The following is a 22,397-nucleotide window of genomic DNA, read 5'->3' on the forward strand; positions in this document are numbered from 1 at the left end:
GTGGATGACCAGCATTCCTCTGGTTTTGCTGCCGCTGCGCGGCAGATCGCGGGACAAGGCCCGCTCCCACAGAGGTCTGTGCCAACCAGCCGAAATGAGGTCGTGCTCAATCCCTGTGGGAGCGGGCCTTGTCCCGCGATCGAGTGCGCAGCGCTCGCAAAGCCTGCTGGCAAGTGTCGGGCTGATGCACCGCATCCCTCTGATTTTGCTGCCGCTGCGCGCCAGATCACGGGACAAGGCCCGCTCCCACAGAGGTCTCCGCTCACCACCCGAAATGAAGTTGGTCACAAGTCCTGTGGGAGCGGGCCTAGTCCCGCGATCGAGTGCGCAGCGCTCGCAAGCCTGCTGGCGAGTGTCGGGTTGGTGCACCGCATTCCTCTGGTTTTGCTGCCGCTGCGCGGCAGATCGCGGGACAAGGCCCGCTCCCACAGAGGTCTCCGCTCACCACCCGAAATGAAGTTGGTCACAAGTCCTGTGGGAGCGGGCCTAGTCCCGCGATCGAGTGCGCAGCGCTCGCAAGTCTGCTGGCGAGTGTCGAGCTGATGCACCACATTCCTCCGATTTTACTGCCGCTGCGCGGCAGATCGCGGGACAAGGCCGCTCCCACAGAGGTCTGTGCCAATCAGCCGAAATGAGGTCGTGCTCAATCCCTGTGGGAGCGGGCCTAGTCCCGCGATCGAGTGCGCAGCGCTCGCAAGCCTGCTGGCGAGTGTCGGGCTGATGCACCGCATTCCTCCGGTTTTACTGCCGCTGCGCGGCAGATCGCGGACCAGCTCAACTGCCGATCAATCACGCTCCAGCGCCAGCGCCACACCCTGGCCACCGCCGATGCACAAGGTTGCCAGCCCCTTGTGCGCATCGCGCTTGATCATCTCGTGCAGCAGCGTCACCAGCACGCGGCAACCCGATGCACCAATCGGATGGCCCAGGGCAATCGCACCACCATTCACGTTGACCTTGGCCGCATCCCAACCCAACTCCTTGCCAACCGACAAGGCCTGAGCAGCAAAAGCTTCGTTAGCTTCGATCAAGTCAAGCTGGTCAAGGCTCCAGCCAGCTTTGTCCAGGCAACGGCGGGTAGCACTGACCGGGCCAATGCCCATGATCGCCGGGTCGACACCGGCATTGGCATACGCCTTGATCCGCGCCAGCACCGGCAAGCCCAATTGCTGCGCCTTGCTCGCACTCATCAGCAACACCGCCGCAGCGCCATCGTTCAGCGAGGAGGCGTTGCCGGCAGTCACCGAACCATCCTTCTTGAACGCCGGCTTGAGTTTGGCCAACGACTCGGCCGTGGTGCCGGCACGCGGCTGCTCGTCAGTGACAAAGGCCACCGGCTCGCCTTTGCGCTGGGGGATCAGGATCGGGGTGATTTCATCGACGAAGCGCTGGCCTTCGATGGCAGCCACAGCCTTCTGCTGCGACGCGGCAGCAAAGGCGTCCTGCGCTTCACGGCTGATGGCGTACTTCTCCACCAGGTTCTCAGCGGTGATGCCCATGTGGTAATCGTTGAACGCATCCCACAAACCGTCACTGATCATGCTGTCGATCATCTGCGCATGGCCCATGCGCAGGCCGGTGCGCGCCTTCGGCAGTACATACGGGGCCAGGCTCATGTTCTCCATGCCACCGGCAATGATCACTTCGGCATCCCCGCAACGAATGGCCTGGGCGCCCAAGTGCAGGGCCTTGAGCCCCGAGCCACAGACCTTGTTCAAGGTCAGCGCGGGTACCGCGTGGGGCAGGCCGGCCTTTATCGCGGCCTGGCGGGCAGTGTTCTGCCCAGCGCCGGCGGTCAGCACATGACCGAGGATCACTTCATCCACTTCACTGCCGGCCAGGCCGGTCTGTTCCAGCAGGCGGCGGATGACCGCAGCACCCAGCTCGGTGGCGGGAATCTCGGCCAGTGCGCCCTGGAAACTGCCAATGGCGGTACGGGTGGCGGCGACGATGACGACTTCTTGCATTTGTTGTTTCCTCATGAACGGCCAGATAAACGCCAGTGTTGCGGCACTTTATATATTTGTTAAGTTGATTTTTGAAATGGATTGATCGATAAAACTCAACAATATTCGAACGGGCCAGTGCCCAGTGGAGCCCGCGCATGACCGTCAAGCAAATCCGCGCCTTCTGGGCGGTGGCCCAGAGCCTGAGTTTCGCCGTGGCCTGCGAGCGCCTGCACCTGTCGCAATCGGCCTTGAGCCTGACCATCAAGACCCTGGAAGAAAGCCTCGGCGGGCGGCTGTTCAGCCGCACCACCCGCAACGTCACCCTGACCCCGGAAGGCGAGGCCCTGCTGCCGCTGGCCCGACGCCTGATCGCCGACTGGGACAACGCCGAAGACGAGCTGCGCCAACGCTTCACCTTGCAGCGCGGGCGGGTGACCGTGGCGGCCATGCCGTCATTTGCCGGGAACCTGCTGCCGCCCATCTTGAAAGTCTTCCGTACCCGCTACCCCAAGCTGAATGTCACGGTAAACGACGTGATCAATGAGCAGGTGCTGGAGATGGTCCGCGACCGCCAGGTTGAGCTGGGCGTGGCCTTCGAGCCACTGCAGAGTGCGTCGGTGGCGTTTACGCCGCTGTACCTCGACCGTTTCGTGGCCGTGGTGCCGGCCGACTCGCCGCTGGTGGGGTGTGCGGATGTCGATTGGCGCACCTTGCTTGAGCACCCCTTCATTACCTTGCAACGGCCTTCCACAGTGCGCGTGTTGCTGGAGGAGCACTTGCAGGCCAGGCAGCAGAAAATGCACGTCGAGTTTGAAAGCCATCAACTGGCGACCGTGGGGCGCATGGTCGCCAGTGGCCTGGGCGTGAGTGCGGTGCCGGCGTTGTGCGCACGGCAGATGAGGGAACTGGGGGCATGCTGTATTCCGCTGAACGACCCGGTCGAACGGGCCATTGGCGTGCTGAGCAAGCCGGGGCATGAACTCTCCGCGGCGGCGCAGGCACTGTTCGATGTGTTGCAGGAAGAGGACTGGGCGGGCCGGCTGGCGGCAGGTTGATCCACGAATAGCAATTGGCGGTGGCGCTTTTGGGAGCCCTGCGGTCTCCAGCGCAGCCTGGCGGCAGCGGCTACAATCCTTGACCCGAGTCAAGGGACGACACGCCCTAGCGGCGCACCCTGCTCAATGAACACGCACGGCCCGTAATCCATCCATGAAGAGGTCCTATCCCATGGCGAAGATGAAAGCTGCGATATTCGTTGAAAAAAACCGCATCGTTCTCGATGAAAAACCCATCCCCGAGGTCGGCCCCTCCGACGCCCTGATCCGCATCACCACCACCACGCTGTGCGGCACCGACGTGCATATCCTGCGTGGCGAATACCCGGTGGCCCGTGGCCTGACCATCGGCCACGAACCCGTCGGGATCATCGAAAAACTCGGCTCCCAGGTCCAGGGCTTCCATGAAGGCCAGCGCGTGATCGCCGGCGCGATCACCCCCAGCGGCCACAGCTCTGCCTGTTTATGCGGCTGTTCCTCCCAGGACGGCCCCGGCACCCGCCACGGCTTTCGCGCTGCCGGGGGCTGGAAGTTCGGCAACACCATCGACGGCAGCCAGGCCGAGTACCTGCTGGTACCCGATGCGATTGCCAACCTCTGCGCAATCCCCGACAACCTGACCGACGAGCAAGTGCTGATGTGCCCGGACATCATGTCCACCGGCTTCTCCGGCGCCGAGCGCGGCGAGGTGCAGATCGGCGACACCGTGGTGGTCTTCGCCCTTGGTCCGATTGGCCTGTGCGCCGCCGCTGGTGCCCGCTTGAAGGGCGCGACGACGATCATCGGTGTCGATACCCTGGCCGCGCGCATGCAGGTGGCGCGCAAGCTGGGCGTGACCCATACCGTCGACTTCATGGCTGGTGATGTGGTCGAGCAGATCATGGCCCTCACCGATGGCCGTGGCGTCGACGTGGCCATTGAAGCGCTGGGCACCCAGTCGACCTTCGAATCGGCATTGCGGGTGTTGCGCCCGGGCGGAACGCTGTCGAGCCTGGGGGTGTACTCCAGCGATCTGCGCCTGCCACTGGATGCATTCGCTGCGGGGCTGGGGGACTACCGTATCGTCAGCACGCTATGCCCCGGCGGCAAGGAGCGCATGCGCCGGCTGATGGAGGTGGTCGGCAGTGGCCAGGTCGACCTGAAGCCGCTGGTTACCCATCACTTCAAGCTTGATGACATCGAGGCGGCCTATGAGCTGTTCGCCAATCAACGTGACGGGGTGATGAAGGTGGCGATCACGCCATGATAGGGTGGCGGGTTACCACGTATTGAGCCACGGAGGCCCTGTGAGCGACCTGATTTTCCCGCGTCGATTGCGCACCAAACGCCTGGAGTTGCGTGCGGCCGACCCGGCATTTGCCGACGCATTGCGGGCGACGATGAACGACAGCTACGACTTTCATCGCGGGTTTCTGGAATGGGTGAAGCCGGACTGGAGCCTGGAGGATGTTCGCCAGCGCCTGCACCTGGCGCTGGCGGACTGGTCCGAGGCGTATGGCGAGAAGCGCTACTTTCTGTTTGTCGAGAGCGGTGAACTGGTGGGCTGCATCGGCTTGCGGCCGACCTCGCCGCCGGCGATCAACCTGGGGTACTGGACGGCCCGCGGGCATACGCGCCAGGGCCTGATGAAGGAGGCATTGGAGGCGATCATTGCCAATGTCGGGGACTACCCGCTGTGGTTGACCACTTCACCGCACAACCTGGCTAGCCAGCGCCTGGCTGAAAGCGTGGGCTTCCACTGCACCCAGCGCGGCGCCGGAGATGGTGCACGTTGGCGCTATGAACGCAGTGGCGGCTAGAAACCATCGCGGGACAAGCCCGCTCCCACAGGGCCTGGCATGGCCCCTGTGGGAGCGGGCTGGTCCCGCGATAGGGGGTGAAACGATGCTTAGTGACGGTCTACCCACACCGTCTGCGCGTTGCAGAACTCGCGCACGCCAAAGTGCGACAGCTCACGGCCAAAGCCGCTCTTCTTCACGCCGCCAAAGGCTACGCGGGGGTCGCTGGCACTGTAGCCGTTGATGAACACGCCACCGGTTTCCAGCTCGTCGGCAATCTGCCGGGCCAGTTCGTCGTTGCGGGTATAGATGGTCGCGGTCAGGCCGAACTCGCTGTCGTTGGCCAGTTCCAGCGCATGGCGGGCGTCACGGGCAGTGATGATCGAGGCCACCGGGCCAAACAGCTCCTGCTTGAAGGAGGTCATCTGGTCCGTCACATCAGCCAGGATGGTTGGCTGGTAGTAATTGCCCGCACCTTCAGCCTTGCCACCACCGAGCAGCAGGGTGGCCCCTTCTGCCAGGGTCGCCTGGACCTGGCCGTCCAGCTCATCACGCAGGTCGAAACGGGCCATCGGACCGATGTAGGTCTGGTCTAGCAGCGGGTCACCGACCACCAGGTTGCGCGTCGCTTCGACAAACTTGTGGGTGAACGCCTCGACCACGCCTGCTTCGATGATCAAGCGCTTGGCTGCCGCGCAGACCTGCCCGCTGTTTTGGTAGCGGCCGATCACGGCCGCTTTGACGGCCTCGTCGAGGTCAGCGTCGTTGAGCACGATGAACGGGTCGGAGCCGCCCAGCTCCAGCACGCACTTCTTCAGCGCCGCGCCCGCCTGGGAGCCGATGGCGATACCGGCGCGCACGCTGCCGGTCAGGGTCACGGCGGCGATGCGGGTGTCGGCGATGGCCTTGGACACGCCGTCCGGGGTGACGTTGATCACCTCGAACACGCCGTCGGCGAAGCCTGCGCGGGTGAAGGCGTCACGCAGCAGGTAGGCGCTGCCCATCACGTTCGGCGCGTGCTTGAGCACATAGGTGTTGCCGGCCAGCAGGGTCGGCACGGCGCCGCGCAGCACCTGCCAGATCGGGAAGTTCCACGGCATGACCGCCAGAATAGGGCCCATCGGCCGGTACTCGATGCGCGCACGACCATTGCGCACCTGGGTCGGCTCCGGGGTCAGCATGGCTGGGCCCTGGTCGGCGTACCACTCGCACAGCTGGGCACATTTTTCGATTTCGCCACGGGCCTGTACCACAGGCTTGCCCATTTCCAGGGTGATCATCCGCGCCATGGCTTCGGCGTTGTCACGCAGGGCATTGGCCAGGGCAATCATCGCCAGGGAGCGTTCAGCCAGTGGCTTGCGCTTCCAGGCCTTGAAGGCCTCGCTGGCACGGTTCAGCGAGGCATCCAATGCGGCGTCGTTTTCATAGGGGTAAGCGGCGATTTGCTCGCCGGTCGCCGGGTTCAGGGAGATGGCGTGGGTCTGGCTGGTAATCTGGGTCATGACGCGGCTCTGCCAATGAGTGAATGGAGGCCAGCGTAGCCGGGTGTTGGTTTTCTGAAAACTGAATAATAATGAGCGAAACATTCACGTTTGGAGAATGCTGTGGACCTGGTCCAGTTGGAAATATTCAAGGCCGTGGCCGAGCACGGCAGCATCAGTGCGGCGGCGCAGCAGATTCATCGGGTGCCCTCGAACCTCACCACGCGGATCAAGCAGTTGGAGCAGGACCTGGGTGTGGAGTTGTTCATCCGCGAAAAGAGCCGTTTGCGCCTGTCACCGGCGGGCTGGAACTTCCTTGATTACGCACGGCGCATTCTCGACCTGGTGAGCGAGGCGCGCCTGACCGTGTCGGGTGAAGAACCGCAGGGGCCGCTGGCCCTGGGCTCGCTGGAAAGTACGGCGGCAGTACGCATCCCGGCATTGCTGGCGGCGTACAACCAGGCGTATTCCAAGGTGGAGCTGGACCTGTCTACCGGGCCCTCGGGGACGATGATCGAAGGGGTGCTGTCCGGGCGCCTGGCGGCAGCCTTTGTCGATGGGCCGGTGCTGCACCCGGCGCTGGAAGGCGTGCCGGTATTTGAAGAGGAAATGGTGATCATCGCGCCGCTGCACCATGCGCCGATTGCGCGGGGCGGTGATGTGAATGGCGAGAGCATTTATGCGTTCCGCGCCAATTGCTCGTACCGGCATCATTTCGAGAGCTGGTTCAGCAAGGATGATGCGGTGCCGGGGAAGATCTTCGAGATGGAGTCGTACCACGGCATGCTCGCCTGCGTGAGCGCCGGGGCCGGGCTGGCATTGATGCCGCGCAGCATGCTCGAAAGCATGCCGGGGTGCAGCACGGTGAGTGTCTGGCCGTTGTCGGCGCAGTTCCGCTATTTGCGCACCTGGTTGGTATGGCGGCGCGGGACGGTGTCGCGCAGCTTGACGATGTTCGTGAAGCTGCTGGAGGAGCGGGGCGATGTGTTGGCGCCGGCCTGATCTTCGTGGCATGGCGCAGGCACGTTCAAACAGCGCCTAGACTTTTGTGCGTGATTTGGCAGCCCGTCGGCCTTTGAGGGGCAGCCCGTCCAATGCACTGTTATCGAGTTGCTTGTGCATCGACTCATTCAGGCTTTTGCGAAATGCCTCAAGCGCCGGCAGTTCACCCGGCGCGTGGCGGTCCTGGAACTGCTGAAGGCTGACCATGGCCTCGGCAATCGAGGGGTTGTTGCTGAAGAAGTTTTCCCGCGCGGCGGTGATGTAGAGCAGTTGATCGCACAGGTGTTTGCCTTGGGGCGTCAGGCCGGTATAGGTGACATTGCAGATGTCGTCTCTCTCGGTACGTTCGTAACTGACATGTTCCGGATAGCGGTGAAAACGTGGGTGGTAGAAATCGTTGATGTTGGCGGCAACGGGGTAATTGATGCTGAGGACTGCAACGCTGCCCCACTTGGCGTCTTTCTTGAGTAGGTTGCAGTCAAAGCAGGCAACTGCGAGGTTGTAGAAGTGCAGCGAAAACTGCGGGTAATCCTTGCGGCAAAGAATGTGCTCGACTGGCTTGGCATGAGCAATGTTCTGCAACCAGCGACGGCAATAACAGCAACGGTTTCCCTGCAGGTTACCCACGAAACTACGAAAGGCGCGCTTGATCGCGGGGCCCGTGACGCCACTATCACTAGCTGCCCGGTGGGCCGTGAGTTCATCCCAAACGTCGATTCGCTTGCCGGCCTTGATGTGCAATCGACGCAGGTAACTCATGGTTCTTGAACTGTGCGTGGCAACGTCGTGGGCTTGCAGTTGATAAGCCTGGTACTGGAGTAGCTGCTCTTCGTCGCTCATGAATGTGCTCATTGGCTGGTCTCGCCAGTGGCACGTTCAAACATCTCCTTGATCGCCTTCGTCGCCTGGTTGATCAATCTCCAATCGCGCTTGTAGCCCTTATCTTGAGTGTTGCTGCTACTTGCTTTCAGTTTGGTTTTCAGTTGTGTCAGCGTATCGAGCAACCGCTCTTGTTCATGGGGGTCGGTTCGACCGGGTTGGTTGACGGTGCGGATCGCCCGCGACACCAACACGGCGCAACGTTCGTTGATCTCGTTGTTGTCCGGCGTGTAGGTGTTGAACCCATCCAGCAGGATCGACTCCACGGAGTGGCGTTGATGAGCAGGGATGGCTGTGAGTACGCCGTCCCTTGCCAGGAAACAATGACTGATCTCGTCGCGGGCGTTGGCGACAATGATCGGCGCATGTGTGGCAACCACGAACGAGCACTTGAACTCTTGCGCAATCGTGGAGAGCAGCGAGGGGAGGAGCTGTTGCCAGCGCACGTGCAGGCTGATCTCGGGCTCGTCGATCAGGAACACCGTGAAATGGTCCGCGTTGACACAAATTCGGGTCAACAGGGAAAGCAGTTGCTGTTCTCCGGAACTCAGCTCACTGAACGGGGTGATGGAGCCGTTTTTTTCACGTTGCAAGCCTGGCTCGAAAGTATCGTTGCCCGCTGTTTCGATGAAGTCCTCGTGCAACTCGACCGTCGCCAGCCTGCGCTCCCAGTCTTTTACGGGGTTGCGCGGGTCGGGTAGGGGAACCAGGAAAAGTTGGTGGCTGAAGCCCAGTAGCTGCAACGCCTGGTTGAATGCCATCAACTGAAACGGGTCCTGGTGAATCTTGATCAAGCTTGAGCTCAGGCTAGGCAGCACGCCGGGGTCGCCAGCAATGCTTCGGGTTCCCTGATAGTCGAACAATGAATTCAACTCGGGGGGCAGTGGAAAGCGATCTTGCGCACTGAAGGCGATTCCCACGGAGTTGAGGCGCTGTTGATCGAAGAAGGGAATCAGGTCCTTGAGCAGCAGGCTTTTGCCAGCGCCGTTATCACCAATGACATAGGAGCAGGTAGGCCCCGCATCCTTGCGCAACACTGACAGCAAGGACTCATTCTTGAGCTTGAACAGTTGCGCTTTGCCCACGCTATGTTCCAGAAGGCTGGCGGCGCTTAGCGTGACGTCGTCCAGAACATCACGGGCGTCCACGGTGATGGACAAGCCGGGCAGATCCCTGAAGCGTTCATCGAAATGCTTGAGAAAGAGCGTATAGAGCTTGTCGCCCAGAGGGCGCTGGTATTTTTTCGACGCAAGCTTCATCGGCGCCATCCGCCAGCGTTCCAGGACGGCGGCGGCAAACCAGACGGCCTTGAGGTGGCCGTCGTCAACCAGATGTGTGGCATCGATGAACAACGCCTCGCCTTTCTGGCCCTTGGACCTGTTCAGCAGCCACGCGGTGACGGTAACCGGTTCGCCAGATGCATCAACGCTGCAAAAATCAATCACGGCTTCCAGCAAGTCGTGGTCGGCGATGTTTGCCAATAATGCTTGTGGCAGGTCTTTTAGTTGTGACTGATTGAGGACTATCAGCGCCTGATTGGACAGCTCATCACATCCAAGCAAATCCGTCAGGACAGACAGTGTCTGCATGGGCGAGTGCATGCGCTTCTGTGCACCATCAATCAGTGTCAGATCATTATTCCTGCCGTCATCAACGCCAAGTCGACGAATGGGGGCTTCTTCCAGCTTGAGCAGATGCAACCGCAGCGCTATCAGGTCTTCGAAGCCGTCGTATGCGTCGTAACGATCCCAGTAGTAGGTTTCCTGTCCGGTGCGTTGTGCATCGACGGCAATACACGCTTCGCCGCTGTAGCGGAAGGTTTCGAGAATCCCGTTTTTCTTCAGCAGGCTGCTCGCCAGCGAGGCAACGATGCGCGAGTGATTGAGGCTGATGCCGTGATAGGCCAGCACGCGTTCGAGTATGAAGTCGAACAGGTGCATGGCAAAGCCATCTATCTTGGAAATCTTTGGTACCAGTGGGCCGAAATGGCCCAACAGGCCTTTGATGAAATCGAAGTCGAGCTCGGCCAGCAGCCGACCCTGCATGGCATCGTCGACACTGAATTGTCTGATCAGCGCGTCGATATGCCCTATAAGAAACCCTGGGTCGCGGCGAACGAACTCGATTTTCTGGTTCTTGGAGAGGCCATCTCGTGCATCGAGAATCAGCGCCGCCACCAGGTACAGCAGCAATGTGTTGAACTGCATCGGTTGGTCTTTCACGTCCGATGCCTGGAGCGACAGGAACAGCTCGTTGGCGTAAATATCCCTTTCAGTGATCGGTTCTGATGGGTCAAGCATGTCGGGTCCCTTGATAGCCTGAATGCAGCGGATTCGGCAAAAAAGCGACAGTTTATGTCATTTTGCCTTCACCGCTACAGTGCAGCTGTCCTTAGCCCAATGCCTCCCGCAAGCGATACCACAGCATCCCCAACGCCAGCAGCGGCGAACGCAATGCCTTGCCCCCTGGGAAGGTCAAATGCGGCACCGCACTGAACACATCCAGCCCCTTGCTCTGGCCCAGCGCAATGCCTTCGGCGAGCAACTTGGCCGTCCAGTGCGTCACGTTCAGCCCATGCCCCGAATACCCCTGGGCATAGAACACGTTCGGGTGCTGGCTCAAGCGCCCTACCTGCGGGAAACGATTGGCCGTAATGCCGATCATCCCGCCCCAGCCGTAGTCGAGTTTCACCCCGGCCAACTGCGGGAACACCTTGAGCACCTTGGGCAGCATGTACGCGCCAATGTCCTGTGGTTCACGCCCCATATAGTGACAAGCCCCACCGAACAGCAAACGCCGGTCCGTGGTCATCCGGTAGTAATCCAGCCCGACTTTCTGGTCACACAGCGCCATGTTCCGTGGGATCAACCTGGCTGCAACCTCTTCAGACAACGGCTCGGTCGCCACCACATAACTGCCCGCCGGCAACACCTTGCCATTGAGCCTTGGTTCCAGGTCCTCAAGGTGCGCGTTGCAGCCCAGCACCAGGCTGTCGGCGCGCACCGTGCCATGGGCACAGCGCACCAGTACCGGTTCGCCATGCACCAGTTCCAGCACCGGGCTCTGTTCGAAGATGCGCACGCCCAGTGCCGCTGCCACGCGCGCCTCACCCTGCACCAGCTTGAGCGGGTGCAGGTGCCCGGAACCCATGTCCACCAGGCCGCCCGCGTAGAGGTCCGAGGCCACTACTTCTTCGCGCATGCGCTCTGGCGCTATCAGGCGGGTTTCATGGGCATAGCCCAACTCCGCCAGGTGGCGCTGTTCTTCTTCAAACGCGGCGAACTGGGCGGGCGTGTTGGCCAGCTCACAGAAGCCCCAGCGCAGGTCGCAATCAATGCCGTGCTCACGCACCCGCTCGGCAACCAGGGCCACCGAGTCGATGCCGGCGTGCTCCAGGTAGCGCACGCCGTCCTGGCCGACATAGCGGGCAAAGCCGCTGACGTCATGGCCAATGCCTCGGATCAACTGCCCGCCATTGCGCCCGCTGGCGCCCCAGCCGATGCGCCGGCCTTCCAGGAGGATCACCGACAAACCGCGCTGGGCCAGCTCGATGGCCGTGTTGACGCCGGTAAAACCGCCGCCGATCACGCAGACATCAGCCTGCAAGTTGCCCTCCAGGGTCGGGTAGGGCTGCATGTCCTGCGCGCTGGCCGCGTAGTAGGACGCCGTGTGTTGGTTCGGGTTGCCCATGGTGCGTGCTCGATTCATTGATTGGACTTCACTTTGCTCCACGAGCGGGTCATCAGGCGCATGATCGCCGGGGTCGGCGTGCTTGAGATGTACAGCTTGTCCAGCACGGCCTGCGGCGGGTAGACCTCGGGGTTGTCGACCAGCGATTGCTCCATGAACGGCTTGGCCGTCGGGTTGGCGTTGGCGTAGCCGACGTAGTCGCTGACCTTGGCGATCACCTGCGGGTCGAGCATGTTGTTGATGAAGGCATGCGCCTGCTCGGGGTTGCTGGCGTCCTTGGGGATGGCCAGCAGGTCGAACCACAGGTTGCTGCCTTCCTTGGAGATCGAGTAGGCGATGTTCACGCCGTTTTTCGCTTCCTTGGCCCGGTTCGCCGCCTGGAACACGTCGCCGGAGTAACCGAAGGCCACGCAGATGTCACCGTTGGCCAGGTCCGAGACGTATTTGGAGGAGTGGAAGTAGGTGATGTAGGGGCGCAGGGTGAGCAGCTTGGCCTCGGCCTTCTTGTAGTCCTCGGGGTTCGAACTGCGTGGGTCCATGCCCATGTAGTTGAGCACCGCCGGGAACAGTTCATCGGCCGAGTCCATGAAGGCCACGCCGCATTTTTGCAGTTTTTTCAGGTTCTCGGGTTCGAACAATACGGCCCAGGAATCGACATGGTCGATGCCCAGCACCTGCTTGACCTTGTCGACGTTGTAGCCGATGCCGTTGGTGCCCCACAGGTAGGGCACCGAGTGCTTGTTGCCCGGGTCGTTCTTCTCCAGCAGCTTGAGCAGCACCGGGTCGAGGTTCTTGAAGTTCGGCAGCTCGCTGCGGTCGAGCGTGAGGAACGCCCCAGCGTCGACCTGGCGCGCGAGGAAGTGGTTGGAGGGCACCACCACGTCGTAGCCGGTGCGCCCGGCCAGCAACTTGCCCTCCAGGGTTTCGTTGGAGTCGAACACGTCGTAGACCACCTTGATACCGGTCTTGGCCTGGAAGTCGGCGAGGGTGGTATCGCCAATATAGTCAGTCCAGTTGTACACGCTGACACTGGGCTGGGCCAAGGCGGCCGCGCCGAACAGCAAGGTGAATGCAGCAGGTACCACGGTTTTCAACAGACGCATGTCGACACCTCTTGTTAAAGTTTTATCGATGTTGCTGACGTGATCCGGATCAGACGCTGAGCAGCAGGAATTCGCGCTCCCACGAGCTGATCACCCGCTTGAAATTTTCGTGTTCGGCACGCTTGACCGCGACATAGCCCTGGACGAACTGGCGGCCCAGGTAGCGTTCCATGGTCTCGCAGGCTTCCATGTTGGCCAGTGCGTCTTCGATGGTGATCGGCAGGCGCAGGTTGCGCCGCTCATAGGCCCGGCCCTGGACCGGGGCGCTCGGCGAAATGCCCTCGACCATGCCCAGGTAGCCGCACAGCAGGCTGGCGGCGATGGCCAGGTACGGGTTGGCATCGGCGCCTGGCAGGCGGTTTTCCACGCGCATGGCATCGGGGCTCGAGGTTGGCACCCGCAGGCCGACGGTGCGGTTCTCTTCGCCCCATTCCACGTTCACCGGCGCCGAGGTGTCAGGCAGGAAGCGGCGGAACGAATTGACGTTCGGCGCAAACATCGGCAGCACCTTGGGGATGTACTTCTGCAGGCCGCCGATGTGGTGCAGGAACAGCTCGCTCATCTGCCCGTTGTCATCGACGAACACCGGCTTGCCGGTGGCGATGTCGATCACGCTCTGGTGCAGGTGCATGGCGCTGCCGGGTTCGTCTGCCACCGGCTTGGCCATAAAGGTGGCGGTGACGTTGTGCTTGAGCGCCGCCTCACGCATGGTGCGCTTGAACACGGTGATCTGGTCGGCCAGGTCCAGGGCGTCGCCATGGCGGAAGTTGATTTCCATCTGCGCCGGGCCGTCTTCGTGGATCAGCGTGTCGAGGTCCAGGCCCTGGGCTTCGCACCAGTCATAGACGTCTTCGAACAGCGGGTCGAATTCGTTGGCGGCGTCGATGGAGAACGATTGGCGGCCACTTTCGGCGCGGCCGGAACGGCCCAGAGGGGCTTGCAGTGGCAAGTCCGGGTCTTCGCAGCGCTGGGTCAGGTAGAACTCCATTTCCGGCGCGACGATAGGCTGCCAGCCTTTGTCGGTATAGAGCTTGAGCACCTTCTTCAGCACGTTGCGCGGCGACAGCTCGATCGGGTTGCCCTGCTTGTCGAAGGTGTCGTGGATGACGATGGCGGTCGGCTCGATGGCCCATGGGATCACGTAGATCGCGGTCGGGTCGGGGCGGCAGATCATGTCGATGTCGGCCGGGTCGAGCAGGTCGTAGTAGATATCGTCATCGACGAAGTCGCCGGTGACGGTTTGCAGCAGCACGCTTTCCGGCAGGCGCATGCCGCGTTCGTGGAGGAATTTGTTGGTCGGGGCGATCTTGCCGCGGGCGATCCCGGTCAGGTCGCTGACGACACATTCGACTTCGGTAATCTGGTGTTCTTTCAGCCAGGTGGACAGCTGATCGAAGGGGGCATTCATACGAACCTCGTTATTGGTTTTGTCGGCGCCAGGGGACTCATGCACGGTGAGCGACTTCCCCTGAAGCGCGCTGAGGACTATCTTGGGTGGCGCGTAGATTTCGATCTATCCACTTTCAACCGAAGTAAATGCACCAAAAGAGTGCACAAAGGACTCCTTGTGACAACGTCCACGCCCTTGCAGGTCCAAGCGTTCAATACCCACGATGTGGCCGAGCAGATCCGCGCTACGCCTGGGTGGGAGCAGCATTATCAGCAGATGTCGCCCGGGCATTTTGCCGGCCAGGTGAGGTGCCTCGACCTGCATGGAGTCGAGGTTTACGAGGAGCAGATGAACACCCGGGTGGAGCAGAATTTCAGTGCGCCGCCGGGCTCGCTGGCGTTCTGCTTTGACCGCAGCGACAACGCGCTGTACATGCTCAATGGCGAGAGCCGCAATATCTGGATCACCCCGGAGAACTACCAGGAAGTGGCGGTGGTGTTCGGGCCGGAGTTTGTCCGTGGGCATGGCCTGGATGTGGCGCGCATGGAGGGGTTGTTCCTGGCGCCGCTCAATTCGCAGCAGAATGCCTTGTTCAGCCGTTGGTTGAGCGGCACCTTGACCCGCTTGTCGCAGAACGCCGACCCGACCAGTGAGCAGGCGCTGGCCGAGCAGTTGCTCGAGGACTGCCTGTTCATTCTGGACAATGCCTGCGTGTGCCTGGATCGCGGGGCGTTGGGGCGCCGGGCGGAGGAGCGCAAGATCATGCGCCGGGTGGGCGAGTGGGCGGCTGAAGGGCCGGAAGAGACGGTCAATTTGCTTGAGCTGTCGAAGATCGCCGGGGTGCCGCTGCGCCAGTTGCAGCAGGCGTTCAAGGCCTACACCGGGATGGCCCCGGCGCAGTGGTTGCGCTTGCGCCGGCTGAACAGTGCGCGGCGGGATCTGTTGCGCCGTGACCCTGCTGAAACCACCGTTGCCGAGGTGGCAATGCAGTGGTCGTTCTGGCATTTGGGGCGGTTTTCCAACAGCTACCGGGAGCTGTTCAAGGAGCTGCCGAGCGAGACACTGAAGCGGGCAGGGCGCTGACCTTGCTGGCCCCACCTTTGTAGCCGCTGCCGCCAGGCTGCGCTGGAGCCCGCAAGGGCTCCCGTCAAGCAGCGCGCAGCCTGACGGCAGCGGCTACAGAAACCAGCGATACTCGCGCGCACTCACTTCCTGCATGAAGGCCAGGTGATCCTGGCGCTTGTTCTCGCAATACACCATCACGAATTCCTCCCCGAGCCCCGCGTTGACGGCCGTATGCTCACGCATCGCCATCACCGCCGCGAGCATGTCCTTGGGGAAATCGATCCCGCTGGCGCGGTCTTCATTCAACGGCGCAATCGGCTCACGTCCTGCCGCCAGCCCATGCTCCATGCCACTGAGAATCGCCGCCAACACCAGGTACGGGTTGGCATCCGCTCCCGCCAGCCGGTGCTCAATGCGCAGGTTGCGCGCATCGGATTCGGGGATGCGAATGCACGCATCCCGGTCCTCAAAGCCCCAACTGGCCCGGCTCGCCGCATTCACCATCGCGCCATAGCGACGCAGCGCATTGTGGTTGGGCGCAAAAATCGGCATGCAATGCGGCAACAGCTCAAGGCACCCAGCCACCGCATGGCGCAGCGGCTGCTGCTGGTTCGCCGCGAGCATATTGTTGCCCTCACGGTCATACAGGCTCACATGCACATGCATGCCGCTGCCGGGGGCCTGTAGATACGGCTTGCTCATGAAACTCGCGCGCAGCCCGTGCTTGAGCGCCACCCCCCGGGTACTGCGGCAGAATAGCGCCGCCCAGTCCGCTGCTTGCAAGCCATCGTCGCAGTGGCCGAAATTGATCTCGAACTGCCCCGGGCCCAGCTCGGCGGTGGTCACGTTGGCATCCACGCCTTGATCGTTGGCGGTGTCGACCATGTCCCTGAGCACATCGCTGAAGCGCGACAACCGCTCGATATGCATGTTCGGCTGATCGTCGGCATCACCAGTGAGCGGATCACGCGGGAACTGCGGCAGTCCGTCCTTCAACGCCCGGTCGAACAGATAAAACTCCAGTTCGAACGCAACCACCGGGCGGATGCCGCGCCGCGCCAGGCGTTGCAGCACCCTGGCCAACACTTCACGCGGCTCGAATTCAATGGGTGCCGCCGTGCCGTCGGAGCTGATCAGCATCTGCCCCAGCGGCTGGCTTTCCCAGCTGACCGGCTTGAGCGTGCCGGGGATCAGGCGCCGTGGCGCGTCCGGATCGCCATCGTTGAAGCAGTAGTCAGCAATCGGGAACAGGCCGCCCTGAACCCCCAGCAGCACGCAGTTCTGCGGCAACTTCAGGGCACTGCCCGCAGCGACTTTTTCGAGCATGTCGATCGGGTAGCGCTTGCCGTAGAAATGCCCCGGGATGTCCAGGCTGATCAAGTCGACAAAGCGTACCTCGGGGTACTTGAGACGAAACGCGTGCACTTCACCAAGCAAATCGGGAAAACCTTTCGTTGCGGTCATGGCATGCAATCCTGCGGCGTGGTTTCAACGGAATACCCAGAGCACCCGGGTCGGTTGATCGGTAAGGTTGGCGTAGCGGAACTGGGTATGCGGGGGTAGCTGGAAACTGTCGTTGGGGCCCAGGGTCACCGGCGCGTCCTGGCCTTCGCGCCACAGGCTCAACTGGCCCTCGAGCACGAAGCCGCCCTGTTCGGAGCTGTCGTTCAGGTGCCCATCGCCACTGCTGGCGCCCGGCGCCAGGTGGCTTTCGAGCATGGAAAAACCGCCGGTGAGCGTCGGCGAGGCCAGTACATCGGTGATGCCGCTGGCGTAGTACAGCGTGCGGCGCTCGTCGGGGCGGGTGACCCAGTCCAGTGCGCGCGGTTTGCCCTTGGTGTAGAAATAGGTGGTGGGGACGTTGAGGGTTTCGCTGATCGCCGTCAGGTCTTCCACCGTCGGCCGCGACAGGCCGCGCTCGACCTGCGAGAGAAAGCCCACCGAGCGATTGATCCGTGTGGCCAGCTCGCCGAGGGTCAGCCCGCGGTGCTTGCGCAAGTCACGGACGAGGATCGCCAGCCCTTCGATTTCATCCTGCATGTTCATGGTCTGGGCTCGCTTCAGAAGTTGTCGCGCAGTCGATACCACGCCTTGGCAGCCGCTTCCAGCGGTGCGGCCATGCGGTCGCCGCCGGGGAAACGGCCGTTGTCGATGCCTTGGTACAGGCCGAGCAGCTGTTCATCGCCCAGAATCGCATCGCTTACCGCCCGTGCTCCGGCCAGGGTCGGCAGCACCCCGTGCCCGGAAAAACCCTGCAGCCAGTAGCGCTGGCCCTGGCGGCCGATGTCGGGTGTGCGGCGGATGCTGCAATCGATATGGCCGCCCCAGGCGTAGTCGATCTGCACACCTGTCAGCTGTGGGAAGACCCGTTCCAGATACGGGCGTGTGGCGGCGGCAACGTCGCTGGGGATGCCGCCGAGGTAGGTGCAACCGCCGCCGAACAGCAGGCGGTGGTCCGGGGTCAGGCGCAAGTAGTCGGGGACGAACTGGTTGTCGATCACGCAGCTGTTGTTCGGCAGCAGCGAGTTGGCCAGCACCGGGTCCAGCGGGGCGGTTGCGACCTGGTAGGAACCCACCGGCAACAGGCGCCGCGACAGCTTGCGGTCGAGGCGGTCGATGTAGGCGTTGCAGGCCAGCACCAGTACCTCACTGCGCACCTCGCCGGTGGCGGTATGGGCGACAAAGCCGCTGGCGGTTTCCTGGTAATCGAGCACCTGGCTCTGCTCGAAAATCCGCCCGCCTGCGGCCTCGATGGCTGCGGCCAGGCCCTGGGCCAGCTTCAGCGGGTTGAGGTGCGCGCCCTGGGCGTCGTACAGCGCGGCTTCATAGCGCGGGCTGTCGATCCACTCGCCCAGTTCGTCGCGACCGATCAGGCGCAGGGCGTCATAGCCCCATTTTTCTTCGGCTTCGCGCTGCGCTTCTTCGAGCAGTTTCACCCGGCGCGGCAGCACGGCGGTCCACAGGCTGCCAACCCGGTAGTCGATGTCAAAGCCATGGCGCTGGGGCAGCTCGCGAAGCTCGGCGGCGGCCCAGCACATGCTGTCCCAGAGCTGCCGGGTGCGTTCCACACCAAGGGATTTTTCCAGTGGCGGCATGTCACATGACCAACCCAGCAGGGCCTGCCCGCCGTTGCGCCCGGAGGCGGCCCAGGCCACCCGGCTGGCTTCGAGCAGCACCACCCGCTTGCCGGCCCGGGCCAGGCGCAGTGCCGTGTGCAAACCACTGAAGCCCGCGCCGATGATCAGCACATCGGTGTGCAGGGTTTCATGCAGGGTAGGGCGCAGGGGGATGCTGGACGGGAACGTCTGGGCGTAATAGCTGGCTACGTGCTGGGCGGATTGCTTGAACATCGCGGGCCTCGTGAAATTATGATTATTATTTTTCATGAAAAAATAGCAAAGAATTTTCATAAGGCAAGTGAAAGGCGCCGATCGGTGCAGTGCCAGGGTTTGAAGGCTAGGCTCAGGTAAGCCGTTGGCGACCTTGGCAGGGCTGTAGACATGGTGTTTTCACTGGTGATGGCGTTGCTGTTGGCCTTTCTGATCGGCTGGGTGTCGCAGCGCATGGGCATGTGCCTGGTGAAGGGCTGTGAGCAGTTGTTGGCTGGTCGACCGACCTTGTTCGTGGCGTTGATTGCCTGTGGTTTGTTCGGTTTGCTGCTGGCGCCGCTGTATCGCTTTGCCGGGGTCACCCTGCCGCTGTATTCGCCGTTGGTGGCCTATCCGCTGCTGGTTGCCGGGGGCTTGCTGTTTGGCCTGGCGTCGGTGCTGAACAATGGCTGCAGCGTCGGCACCTTGACCCGATTTGCCTGCGGCAATATCAACAAGCTGTTCACCATGCTTGGGTGGGTGCTGGGGATTGTGCTCTGGTACCGGCTGCACATGATGGCGGACCAGCGGGTGGAGGTGATGGCGGTGATCAGCAACCATCATTACTGGCTGTTGCTCGGCATCGTGGCCGTGGTGTTGATCGGGTTGGCGCTGGCGCATGGCAACCGGCACCTGGTGTACGCCAGCCTATTGCTGGGGGCCCTCACCAGTGGCTTGTACGTGTTCGAGCCGCTGTGGACGCCGAGTGCGTTTTTCTATGACCTGTCGCAAATGTTCTGGCAGCCCGGCATGGCGATCAGTGTTCAGCGCTATGCGGTGTTTGCGATGCTGTTGGTGGGGATGACTGGTTATACGGTGTACCGGGGCACTTTTCGCTTCGAGGCGTTGGTGTTGTCCAAGGCGCTGGTTCATCTGCTCGCGGGCAGCCTGATGGGGGTGGGCGGGGCGATGATGCTGGGCGGCAATGACTCGCAGATATTGCTGGTGTTTCCCACCTTGAGCCTGATGTCGAGTGTGCCGCTGGTGTCGATTGTGCTGGGTATATTTGTCGGGTTGTGGATCAAGCGGCGGTTTGTGCGGCAGGGGTGACTCGCTGGCCTTGCCAGCGGTGCGCCCTTCGCGTCGCTAGACACTTTGCTGATAAGCCGCCGTCATCACCTGCCAGGTGTGCACATCGGCGGGAATCAAGTGCTCGATACGCAGCGACATCAGGGTGATGTCCTGCGGCATGCCGAAGGTGGTGAAGGTCGACAGGAAGCTCAACGTACCCTGCCTTGAGCGCACCTGGGTCAACAACAGAGGCGGCAGCTCAGTGTCGGATAATGCAAGACAGTCCGGGGTCGGCAAGCTTTCCAGCAAGCTGGCCAGCGCAGGATTGCTCAACGCCTCGCGGGCCGCCCGCTGCCAGGCTACGGCCCTGATCTCTGCGGCATTGATCAGGTGGTCCCCCAGGCCACCGGCTTGCAGCAAGGTAGCCAGCAGGTTCAAACCCTGCATCGCGCTCACCGGCAACCCCACCAGGTCGAACAGAATGGCAGCACTGGCGTTGGCACCCACCACGTCCCACTGGCTATCGAGCACAATCGCCGGCGCCGGATTGTTGGCCTGCAACAAATGCTCAATCGCCCCACGCACTACCGCCATGGCCGGCGACGTCAGCGGCGTCGCCTCATAGCGCGGTGCATAGCCGGCCGCCAGAAACACCCCATTGCCTTGCTCCAGCGGGGTCTCCAGGGCCATCAGCAGATTGTGCAGGGCGCCCGCGCTGGGCTGGGCGCGGCCGGTCTCGATGCAGCTCAAATGACGTTGGGACATCCCGCTGATCAACGCCAGGTCGAGCTGGCTGAGCCCAGCCTGGCGCCGCAATTGGCGCAGTTGGGCCCCGGCCGTGGCGGTGGGCATTACGCGGGGGAAGGGATGACTGCTCATGCGTGGACTCTGTCAGTGGCCGGGGGCGGGTGTCCATGACCTCACAGGTCATTGCCGCCTGCGCGACGATATCACTAACGTAGCCAGGCCCATTACCCGTTGTTGTCTCCAGGAAGGACGCCATGAACCGACCCTATCCCGCACTGGCCGCATTGCTCGCGTTTTGCGCCTACACAGGCTGGACCTTGTGGGCCAGTGAACAATCACTTGTCGCGTTCGGGCTTGAGTTGCTGTCGAGCCCGGACACCGCGCAACTGGTCATTGACCTGTACCTGATGGCCGGCCTTGCCTGCGTCTGGATGTACCGAGACAGCCGCAGCAAAGGGCGCTCACTGGTGTCGTTGTTGCCCTACGTGCTGGTGACTGTGTTTTTTGTCTCGATAGGCCCATTGCTGTACATCGTGATCAACGGCTTTCGGCGTAAGCAGCCGTTGAACGGGGGGGATGCCGGATGAGCGAGCCTCTGACGGTCTATGCCCTGTGTGTGCTGGTGCTGTTTGCGAAGATGCTGGGAATTTCCTGTTATCAGGGTTTTTTTCGTCTGCGTCACCTGGCATTCACCAACCTCGAGGATGCCGGCTTCTTTCAGCGTGCGACAAGCCAGCAGGAGCTCCCGCAGGTGCGCCGCGCGGCCCGGGCCTGGGCAAATGATCTGGAAAACATACCGCTGTTTTTCGTACTGGGCGGGCTGTGCGTGGCCCTGGGAACTGCCAGCTCGGCGAGCGCCTGGCTGTTTTGCACTTTCACCGCTGCGCGGGTGATGCACACGTTGCTGTACCTGGGTGCTCGCCAGCCGTGGCGGACCTTGGCCTATGCGGTGGGTGTCTGCTGCTTGCTGGGGTTGGCCGGGCTGGTCGCCGGCAAGGCTGTCGCCAGGTAGCCGCTGCCGATAGGCTGCGCTCGTCTGCAATGCAGGCGTCGCGTTTGGGAGCCCTGACGGGCTCCAGCGCAGCCTGTCGGCAGCGGCTACACAATGGTGTGCTAGTGCAGTCAGGCGAAGATCTCGACTTTGCCGGTGGCAAGACGATAGACCCCACCGACGATTTTCAGCTGGCCCTTTTCCAGTGCCGCCGTTAGCAGCGGCGTCGCCTTCTTGAGGCTTTCCACCGTGTCCCTGACGTTCTGCGCGGTCGCGTTCTCGATCAGGCTGCCGGGCTGCTTGAGCACCTTCTCGATGGAGGACTTCAGTGCATCGGTCAGTTTCGGGATGTGCCCGGGGAACACCGTACCATCCTTGACCGCCTTGATGCCGGCATCGATGGCGCCGCAGCTTTCATGGCCAAGCACCAGGATCAGCGGCGCACCCAGCACCGCGACGGCGTACTCAAGGCTGGCCAGGCCCTCGCCGGTGACGAAGTTGCCCGCCACGCGAATGGCGAAAAGATCACCACGTGCCGTGTCAAACGCATACTCCGGGGCGATCCGTGAATCGGAGCAACTGAGCACCGCCACGAATGGGTTCTGCCCGGAAACCAACGCTTCACGCTCGTCTTTGAAGTCGTGGGTCGTGGAGTTTCCGCTCACGTACCGTTCATTGCCTTTGGCCAGGCGTTGCAGGGCCTGGTCGGGGTTGATTGCGTTTTGTGGTTTGGGTGGCGCGGCGGTTTTCTCGGCTGCCAGCAGTGCCTTGTTCGGCAGCACACCGGCCAGTAGCAGGGTACCTGCGCCTAGCCCGGCAAAACGAAGAAAACGACGACGACCCTCGGTGCTTGAGGTAGGGGATGAATCACATGATTCACACATGATG

21 protein-coding genes are annotated in these 22,397 nt (G+C 62.2%); 8 read left to right on the forward strand and 13 right to left on the reverse strand.

What is annotated here, in order from left to right; genetic code table 11:
* Positions 1-237: hypothetical protein (locus M5G11_RS07200; protein WP_273925255.1), on the reverse strand; the 237-nt coding region annotated here is incomplete at its 3' end.
* Positions 238-785: 548 nt separating this feature from the next.
* Complete coding sequence (locus tag M5G11_RS07205; protein ID WP_273911447.1) at positions 786-1,967, reverse strand: acetyl-CoA C-acetyltransferase; 1,182 nt, start codon at positions 1,965-1,967, stop codon at positions 786-788.
* A gap of 137 nt (positions 1,968-2,104) precedes the next feature.
* Between M5G11_RS07205 and M5G11_RS07210 the strand changes: the two genes are divergently transcribed.
* From M5G11_RS07210 to M5G11_RS07220, 3 genes are all read left to right on the forward strand, one after another.
* Positions 2,105-3,004, forward strand: a complete 900-nt coding sequence (locus M5G11_RS07210; protein ID WP_273911448.1) for a LysR family transcriptional regulator — start codon at positions 2,105-2,107, stop codon at positions 3,002-3,004.
* A gap of 172 nt (positions 3,005-3,176) precedes the next feature.
* Positions 3,177-4,250, forward strand: a complete 1,074-nt coding sequence (locus M5G11_RS07215; protein WP_273911449.1) for an NAD(P)-dependent alcohol dehydrogenase — start codon at positions 3,177-3,179, stop codon at positions 4,248-4,250.
* Between the two features lie 40 nt (positions 4,251-4,290).
* Positions 4,291-4,803 (forward strand): GNAT family N-acetyltransferase, encoded by a 513-nt coding sequence (locus M5G11_RS07220; protein ID WP_273911450.1) that lies wholly within the window; start codon positions 4,291-4,293, stop codon positions 4,801-4,803.
* Positions 4,804-4,892: 89 nt separating this feature from the next.
* On the opposite strand, the gene M5G11_RS07225 is transcribed toward M5G11_RS07220, so the two are convergent.
* A complete protein-coding gene (locus tag M5G11_RS07225) occupies positions 4,893-6,284 on the reverse strand; it encodes an aldehyde dehydrogenase family protein (protein WP_273911451.1) in 1,392 nt (463 codons plus the stop codon).
* Between the two features lie 102 nt (positions 6,285-6,386).
* Between M5G11_RS07225 and ptrR the strand changes: the two genes are divergently transcribed.
* A complete protein-coding gene (gene ptrR, locus M5G11_RS07230) occupies positions 6,387-7,265 on the forward strand; it encodes a putrescine utilization regulator PtrR (protein WP_273911452.1) in 879 nt (292 codons plus the stop codon).
* Positions 7,266-7,301: 36 nt separating this feature from the next.
* Here the strand turns inward: ptrR and M5G11_RS07235 are convergent, their stop codons facing one another.
* The 5 genes from M5G11_RS07235 to M5G11_RS07255 all read right to left on the reverse strand — a co-directional run bounded on the left by M5G11_RS07235 (position 7,302) and on the right by M5G11_RS07255 (position 14,345).
* Positions 7,302-8,105, reverse strand: a complete 804-nt coding sequence (locus tag M5G11_RS07235) for an HNH endonuclease (protein WP_273911453.1) — start codon at positions 8,103-8,105, stop codon at positions 7,302-7,304.
* Positions 8,106-8,113: 8 nt separating this feature from the next.
* Positions 8,114-10,444 carry an AAA family ATPase gene (locus M5G11_RS07240; RefSeq protein WP_273911454.1) on the reverse strand — a complete coding sequence of 777 codons (2,331 nt, stop codon included), beginning with the start codon at positions 10,442-10,444 and terminating at the stop codon, positions 8,114-8,116.
* A gap of 91 nt (positions 10,445-10,535) precedes the next feature.
* Positions 10,536-11,834: an NAD(P)/FAD-dependent oxidoreductase gene (locus M5G11_RS07245; RefSeq protein ID WP_273911479.1), complete on the reverse strand. Its 1,299-nt coding sequence runs from the start codon at positions 11,832-11,834 to the stop codon at positions 10,536-10,538.
* Positions 11,835-11,848: 14 nt separating this feature from the next.
* The gene (locus tag M5G11_RS07250) at positions 11,849-12,937 is read right to left on the reverse strand and encodes a polyamine ABC transporter substrate-binding protein (protein ID WP_273911455.1); all 1,089 of its coding nucleotides are present in this window, start codon (positions 12,935-12,937) and stop codon (positions 11,849-11,851) included.
* A gap of 49 nt (positions 12,938-12,986) precedes the next feature.
* Positions 12,987-14,345: a glutamine synthetase family protein gene (locus tag M5G11_RS07255; RefSeq protein ID WP_273911456.1), complete on the reverse strand. Its 1,359-nt coding sequence runs from the start codon at positions 14,343-14,345 to the stop codon at positions 12,987-12,989.
* A 159-nt stretch (positions 14,346-14,504) separates the two neighbouring features.
* Here M5G11_RS07255 and M5G11_RS07260 point away from each other — a divergent pair, with 159 nt between their 5' ends.
* On the forward strand, positions 14,505-15,410 hold the full coding sequence (locus tag M5G11_RS07260; protein ID WP_273911457.1) for a helix-turn-helix domain-containing protein: 906 nt from the start codon (positions 14,505-14,507) through the stop codon (positions 15,408-15,410).
* Between the two features lie 93 nt (positions 15,411-15,503).
* Here M5G11_RS07260 and M5G11_RS07265 read toward each other — a convergent pair whose 3' ends face one another.
* Genes M5G11_RS07265 through M5G11_RS07275 form a run of 3 tightly spaced genes read right to left on the reverse strand, consistent with a single transcriptional unit; the run spans position 15,504 to position 18,742 of the window.
* Positions 15,504-16,856 (reverse strand): glutamine synthetase family protein, encoded by a 1,353-nt coding sequence (locus M5G11_RS07265; protein ID WP_273911458.1) that lies wholly within the window; start codon positions 16,854-16,856, stop codon positions 15,504-15,506.
* A gap of 24 nt (positions 16,857-16,880) precedes the next feature.
* Positions 16,881-17,438 carry a helix-turn-helix domain-containing protein gene (locus M5G11_RS07270; RefSeq protein WP_273911459.1) on the reverse strand — a complete coding sequence of 186 codons (558 nt, stop codon included), beginning with the start codon at positions 17,436-17,438 and terminating at the stop codon, positions 16,881-16,883.
* Between the two features lie 14 nt (positions 17,439-17,452).
* Positions 17,453-18,742: an NAD(P)/FAD-dependent oxidoreductase gene (locus M5G11_RS07275; RefSeq protein ID WP_273911460.1), complete on the reverse strand. Its 1,290-nt coding sequence runs from the start codon at positions 18,740-18,742 to the stop codon at positions 17,453-17,455.
* Between the two features lie 150 nt (positions 18,743-18,892).
* On the opposite strand from M5G11_RS07275, the gene M5G11_RS07280 reads away from it, so the two are divergent.
* A complete protein-coding gene (locus tag M5G11_RS07280; protein ID WP_337994617.1) occupies positions 18,893-19,810 on the forward strand; it encodes a YeeE/YedE thiosulfate transporter family protein in 918 nt (305 codons plus the stop codon).
* Positions 19,811-19,846: 36 nt separating this feature from the next.
* Here M5G11_RS07280 and M5G11_RS07285 read toward each other — a convergent pair whose 3' ends face one another.
* Positions 19,847-20,650, reverse strand: coding sequence for a helix-turn-helix domain-containing protein (locus M5G11_RS07285; protein ID WP_273911461.1), 804 nt, complete (start codon positions 20,648-20,650; stop codon positions 19,847-19,849).
* Between the two features lie 122 nt (positions 20,651-20,772).
* Between M5G11_RS07285 and M5G11_RS07290 the strand changes: the two genes are divergently transcribed.
* Positions 20,773-21,105, forward strand: a complete 333-nt coding sequence (locus M5G11_RS07290; RefSeq protein ID WP_273911462.1) for a DUF2834 domain-containing protein — start codon at positions 20,773-20,775, stop codon at positions 21,103-21,105.
* Positions 21,102-21,530 carry an MAPEG family protein gene (locus M5G11_RS07295; RefSeq protein WP_273911463.1) on the forward strand — a complete coding sequence of 143 codons (429 nt, stop codon included), beginning with the start codon at positions 21,102-21,104 and terminating at the stop codon, positions 21,528-21,530. The genes M5G11_RS07290 and M5G11_RS07295 overlap by 4 nt, the downstream gene beginning before the upstream one ends.
* Before the next feature lie 110 nt (positions 21,531-21,640).
* On the opposite strand, the gene M5G11_RS07300 is transcribed toward M5G11_RS07295, so the two are convergent.
* Positions 21,641-22,393 (reverse strand): carbonic anhydrase, encoded by a 753-nt coding sequence (locus tag M5G11_RS07300; RefSeq protein WP_273911464.1) that lies wholly within the window; start codon positions 22,391-22,393, stop codon positions 21,641-21,643.
* Between the last annotated feature and the right edge of the window lie 4 nt (positions 22,394-22,397).

It is taken from the genome of Pseudomonas fontis (genome assembly GCF_028656955.1).
GTDB lineage: Bacteria > Pseudomonadota > Gammaproteobacteria > Pseudomonadales > Pseudomonadaceae > Aquipseudomonas > Aquipseudomonas fontis.

Excerpts from the sequence above, each read along its gene's own strand:
- M5G11_RS07215 (WP_273911449.1), top strand. The coding sequence starts at position 3,177 with ATGGCGAAGATGAAAGCTGCGATATTCGTTGAAAAAAACCGCATCGTT.
- M5G11_RS07250 (WP_273911455.1), bottom strand. The coding sequence starts at position 12,937 with ATGCGTCTGTTGAAAACCGTGGTACCTGCTGCATTCACCTTGCTGTTC.
- M5G11_RS07255 (WP_273911456.1), bottom strand. The coding sequence starts at position 14,345 with ATGAATGCCCCCTTCGATCAGCTGTCCACCTGGCTGAAAGAACACCAG.
- M5G11_RS07210 (WP_273911448.1), top strand. The coding sequence starts at position 2,105 with ATGACCGTCAAGCAAATCCGCGCCTTCTGGGCGGTGGCCCAGAGCCTG.
- M5G11_RS07270 (WP_273911459.1), bottom strand. The coding sequence starts at position 17,438 with ATGAACATGCAGGATGAAATCGAAGGGCTGGCGATCCTCGTCCGTGAC.
- M5G11_RS07300 (WP_273911464.1), bottom strand. The coding sequence starts at position 22,393 with ATGTGTGAATCATGTGATTCATCCCCTACCTCAAGCACCGAGGGTCGT.
- M5G11_RS07205 (WP_273911447.1), bottom strand. The coding sequence starts at position 1,967 with ATGCAAGAAGTCGTCATCGTCGCCGCCACCCGTACCGCCATTGGCAGT.
- M5G11_RS07280 (WP_337994617.1), top strand. The coding sequence starts at position 18,893 with ATGGTGTTTTCACTGGTGATGGCGTTGCTGTTGGCCTTTCTGATCGGC.
- M5G11_RS07285 (WP_273911461.1), bottom strand. The coding sequence starts at position 20,650 with ATGAGCAGTCATCCCTTCCCCCGCGTAATGCCCACCGCCACGGCCGGG.
- M5G11_RS07295 (WP_273911463.1), top strand. The coding sequence starts at position 21,102 with ATGAGCGAGCCTCTGACGGTCTATGCCCTGTGTGTGCTGGTGCTGTTT.
- M5G11_RS07265 (WP_273911458.1), bottom strand. The coding sequence starts at position 16,856 with ATGACCGCAACGAAAGGTTTTCCCGATTTGCTTGGTGAAGTGCACGCG.
- M5G11_RS07240 (WP_273911454.1), bottom strand. The coding sequence starts at position 10,444 with ATGCTTGACCCATCAGAACCGATCACTGAAAGGGATATTTACGCCAAC.
- M5G11_RS07290 (WP_273911462.1), top strand. The coding sequence starts at position 20,773 with ATGAACCGACCCTATCCCGCACTGGCCGCATTGCTCGCGTTTTGCGCC.
- M5G11_RS07225 (WP_273911451.1), bottom strand. The coding sequence starts at position 6,284 with ATGACCCAGATTACCAGCCAGACCCACGCCATCTCCCTGAACCCGGCG.
- M5G11_RS07245 (WP_273911479.1), bottom strand. The coding sequence starts at position 11,834 with ATGGGCAACCCGAACCAACACACGGCGTCCTACTACGCGGCCAGCGCG.
- M5G11_RS07235 (WP_273911453.1), bottom strand. The coding sequence starts at position 8,105 with ATGAGCGACGAAGAGCAGCTACTCCAGTACCAGGCTTATCAACTGCAA.
- M5G11_RS07275 (WP_273911460.1), bottom strand. The coding sequence starts at position 18,742 with ATGTTCAAGCAATCCGCCCAGCACGTAGCCAGCTATTACGCCCAGACG.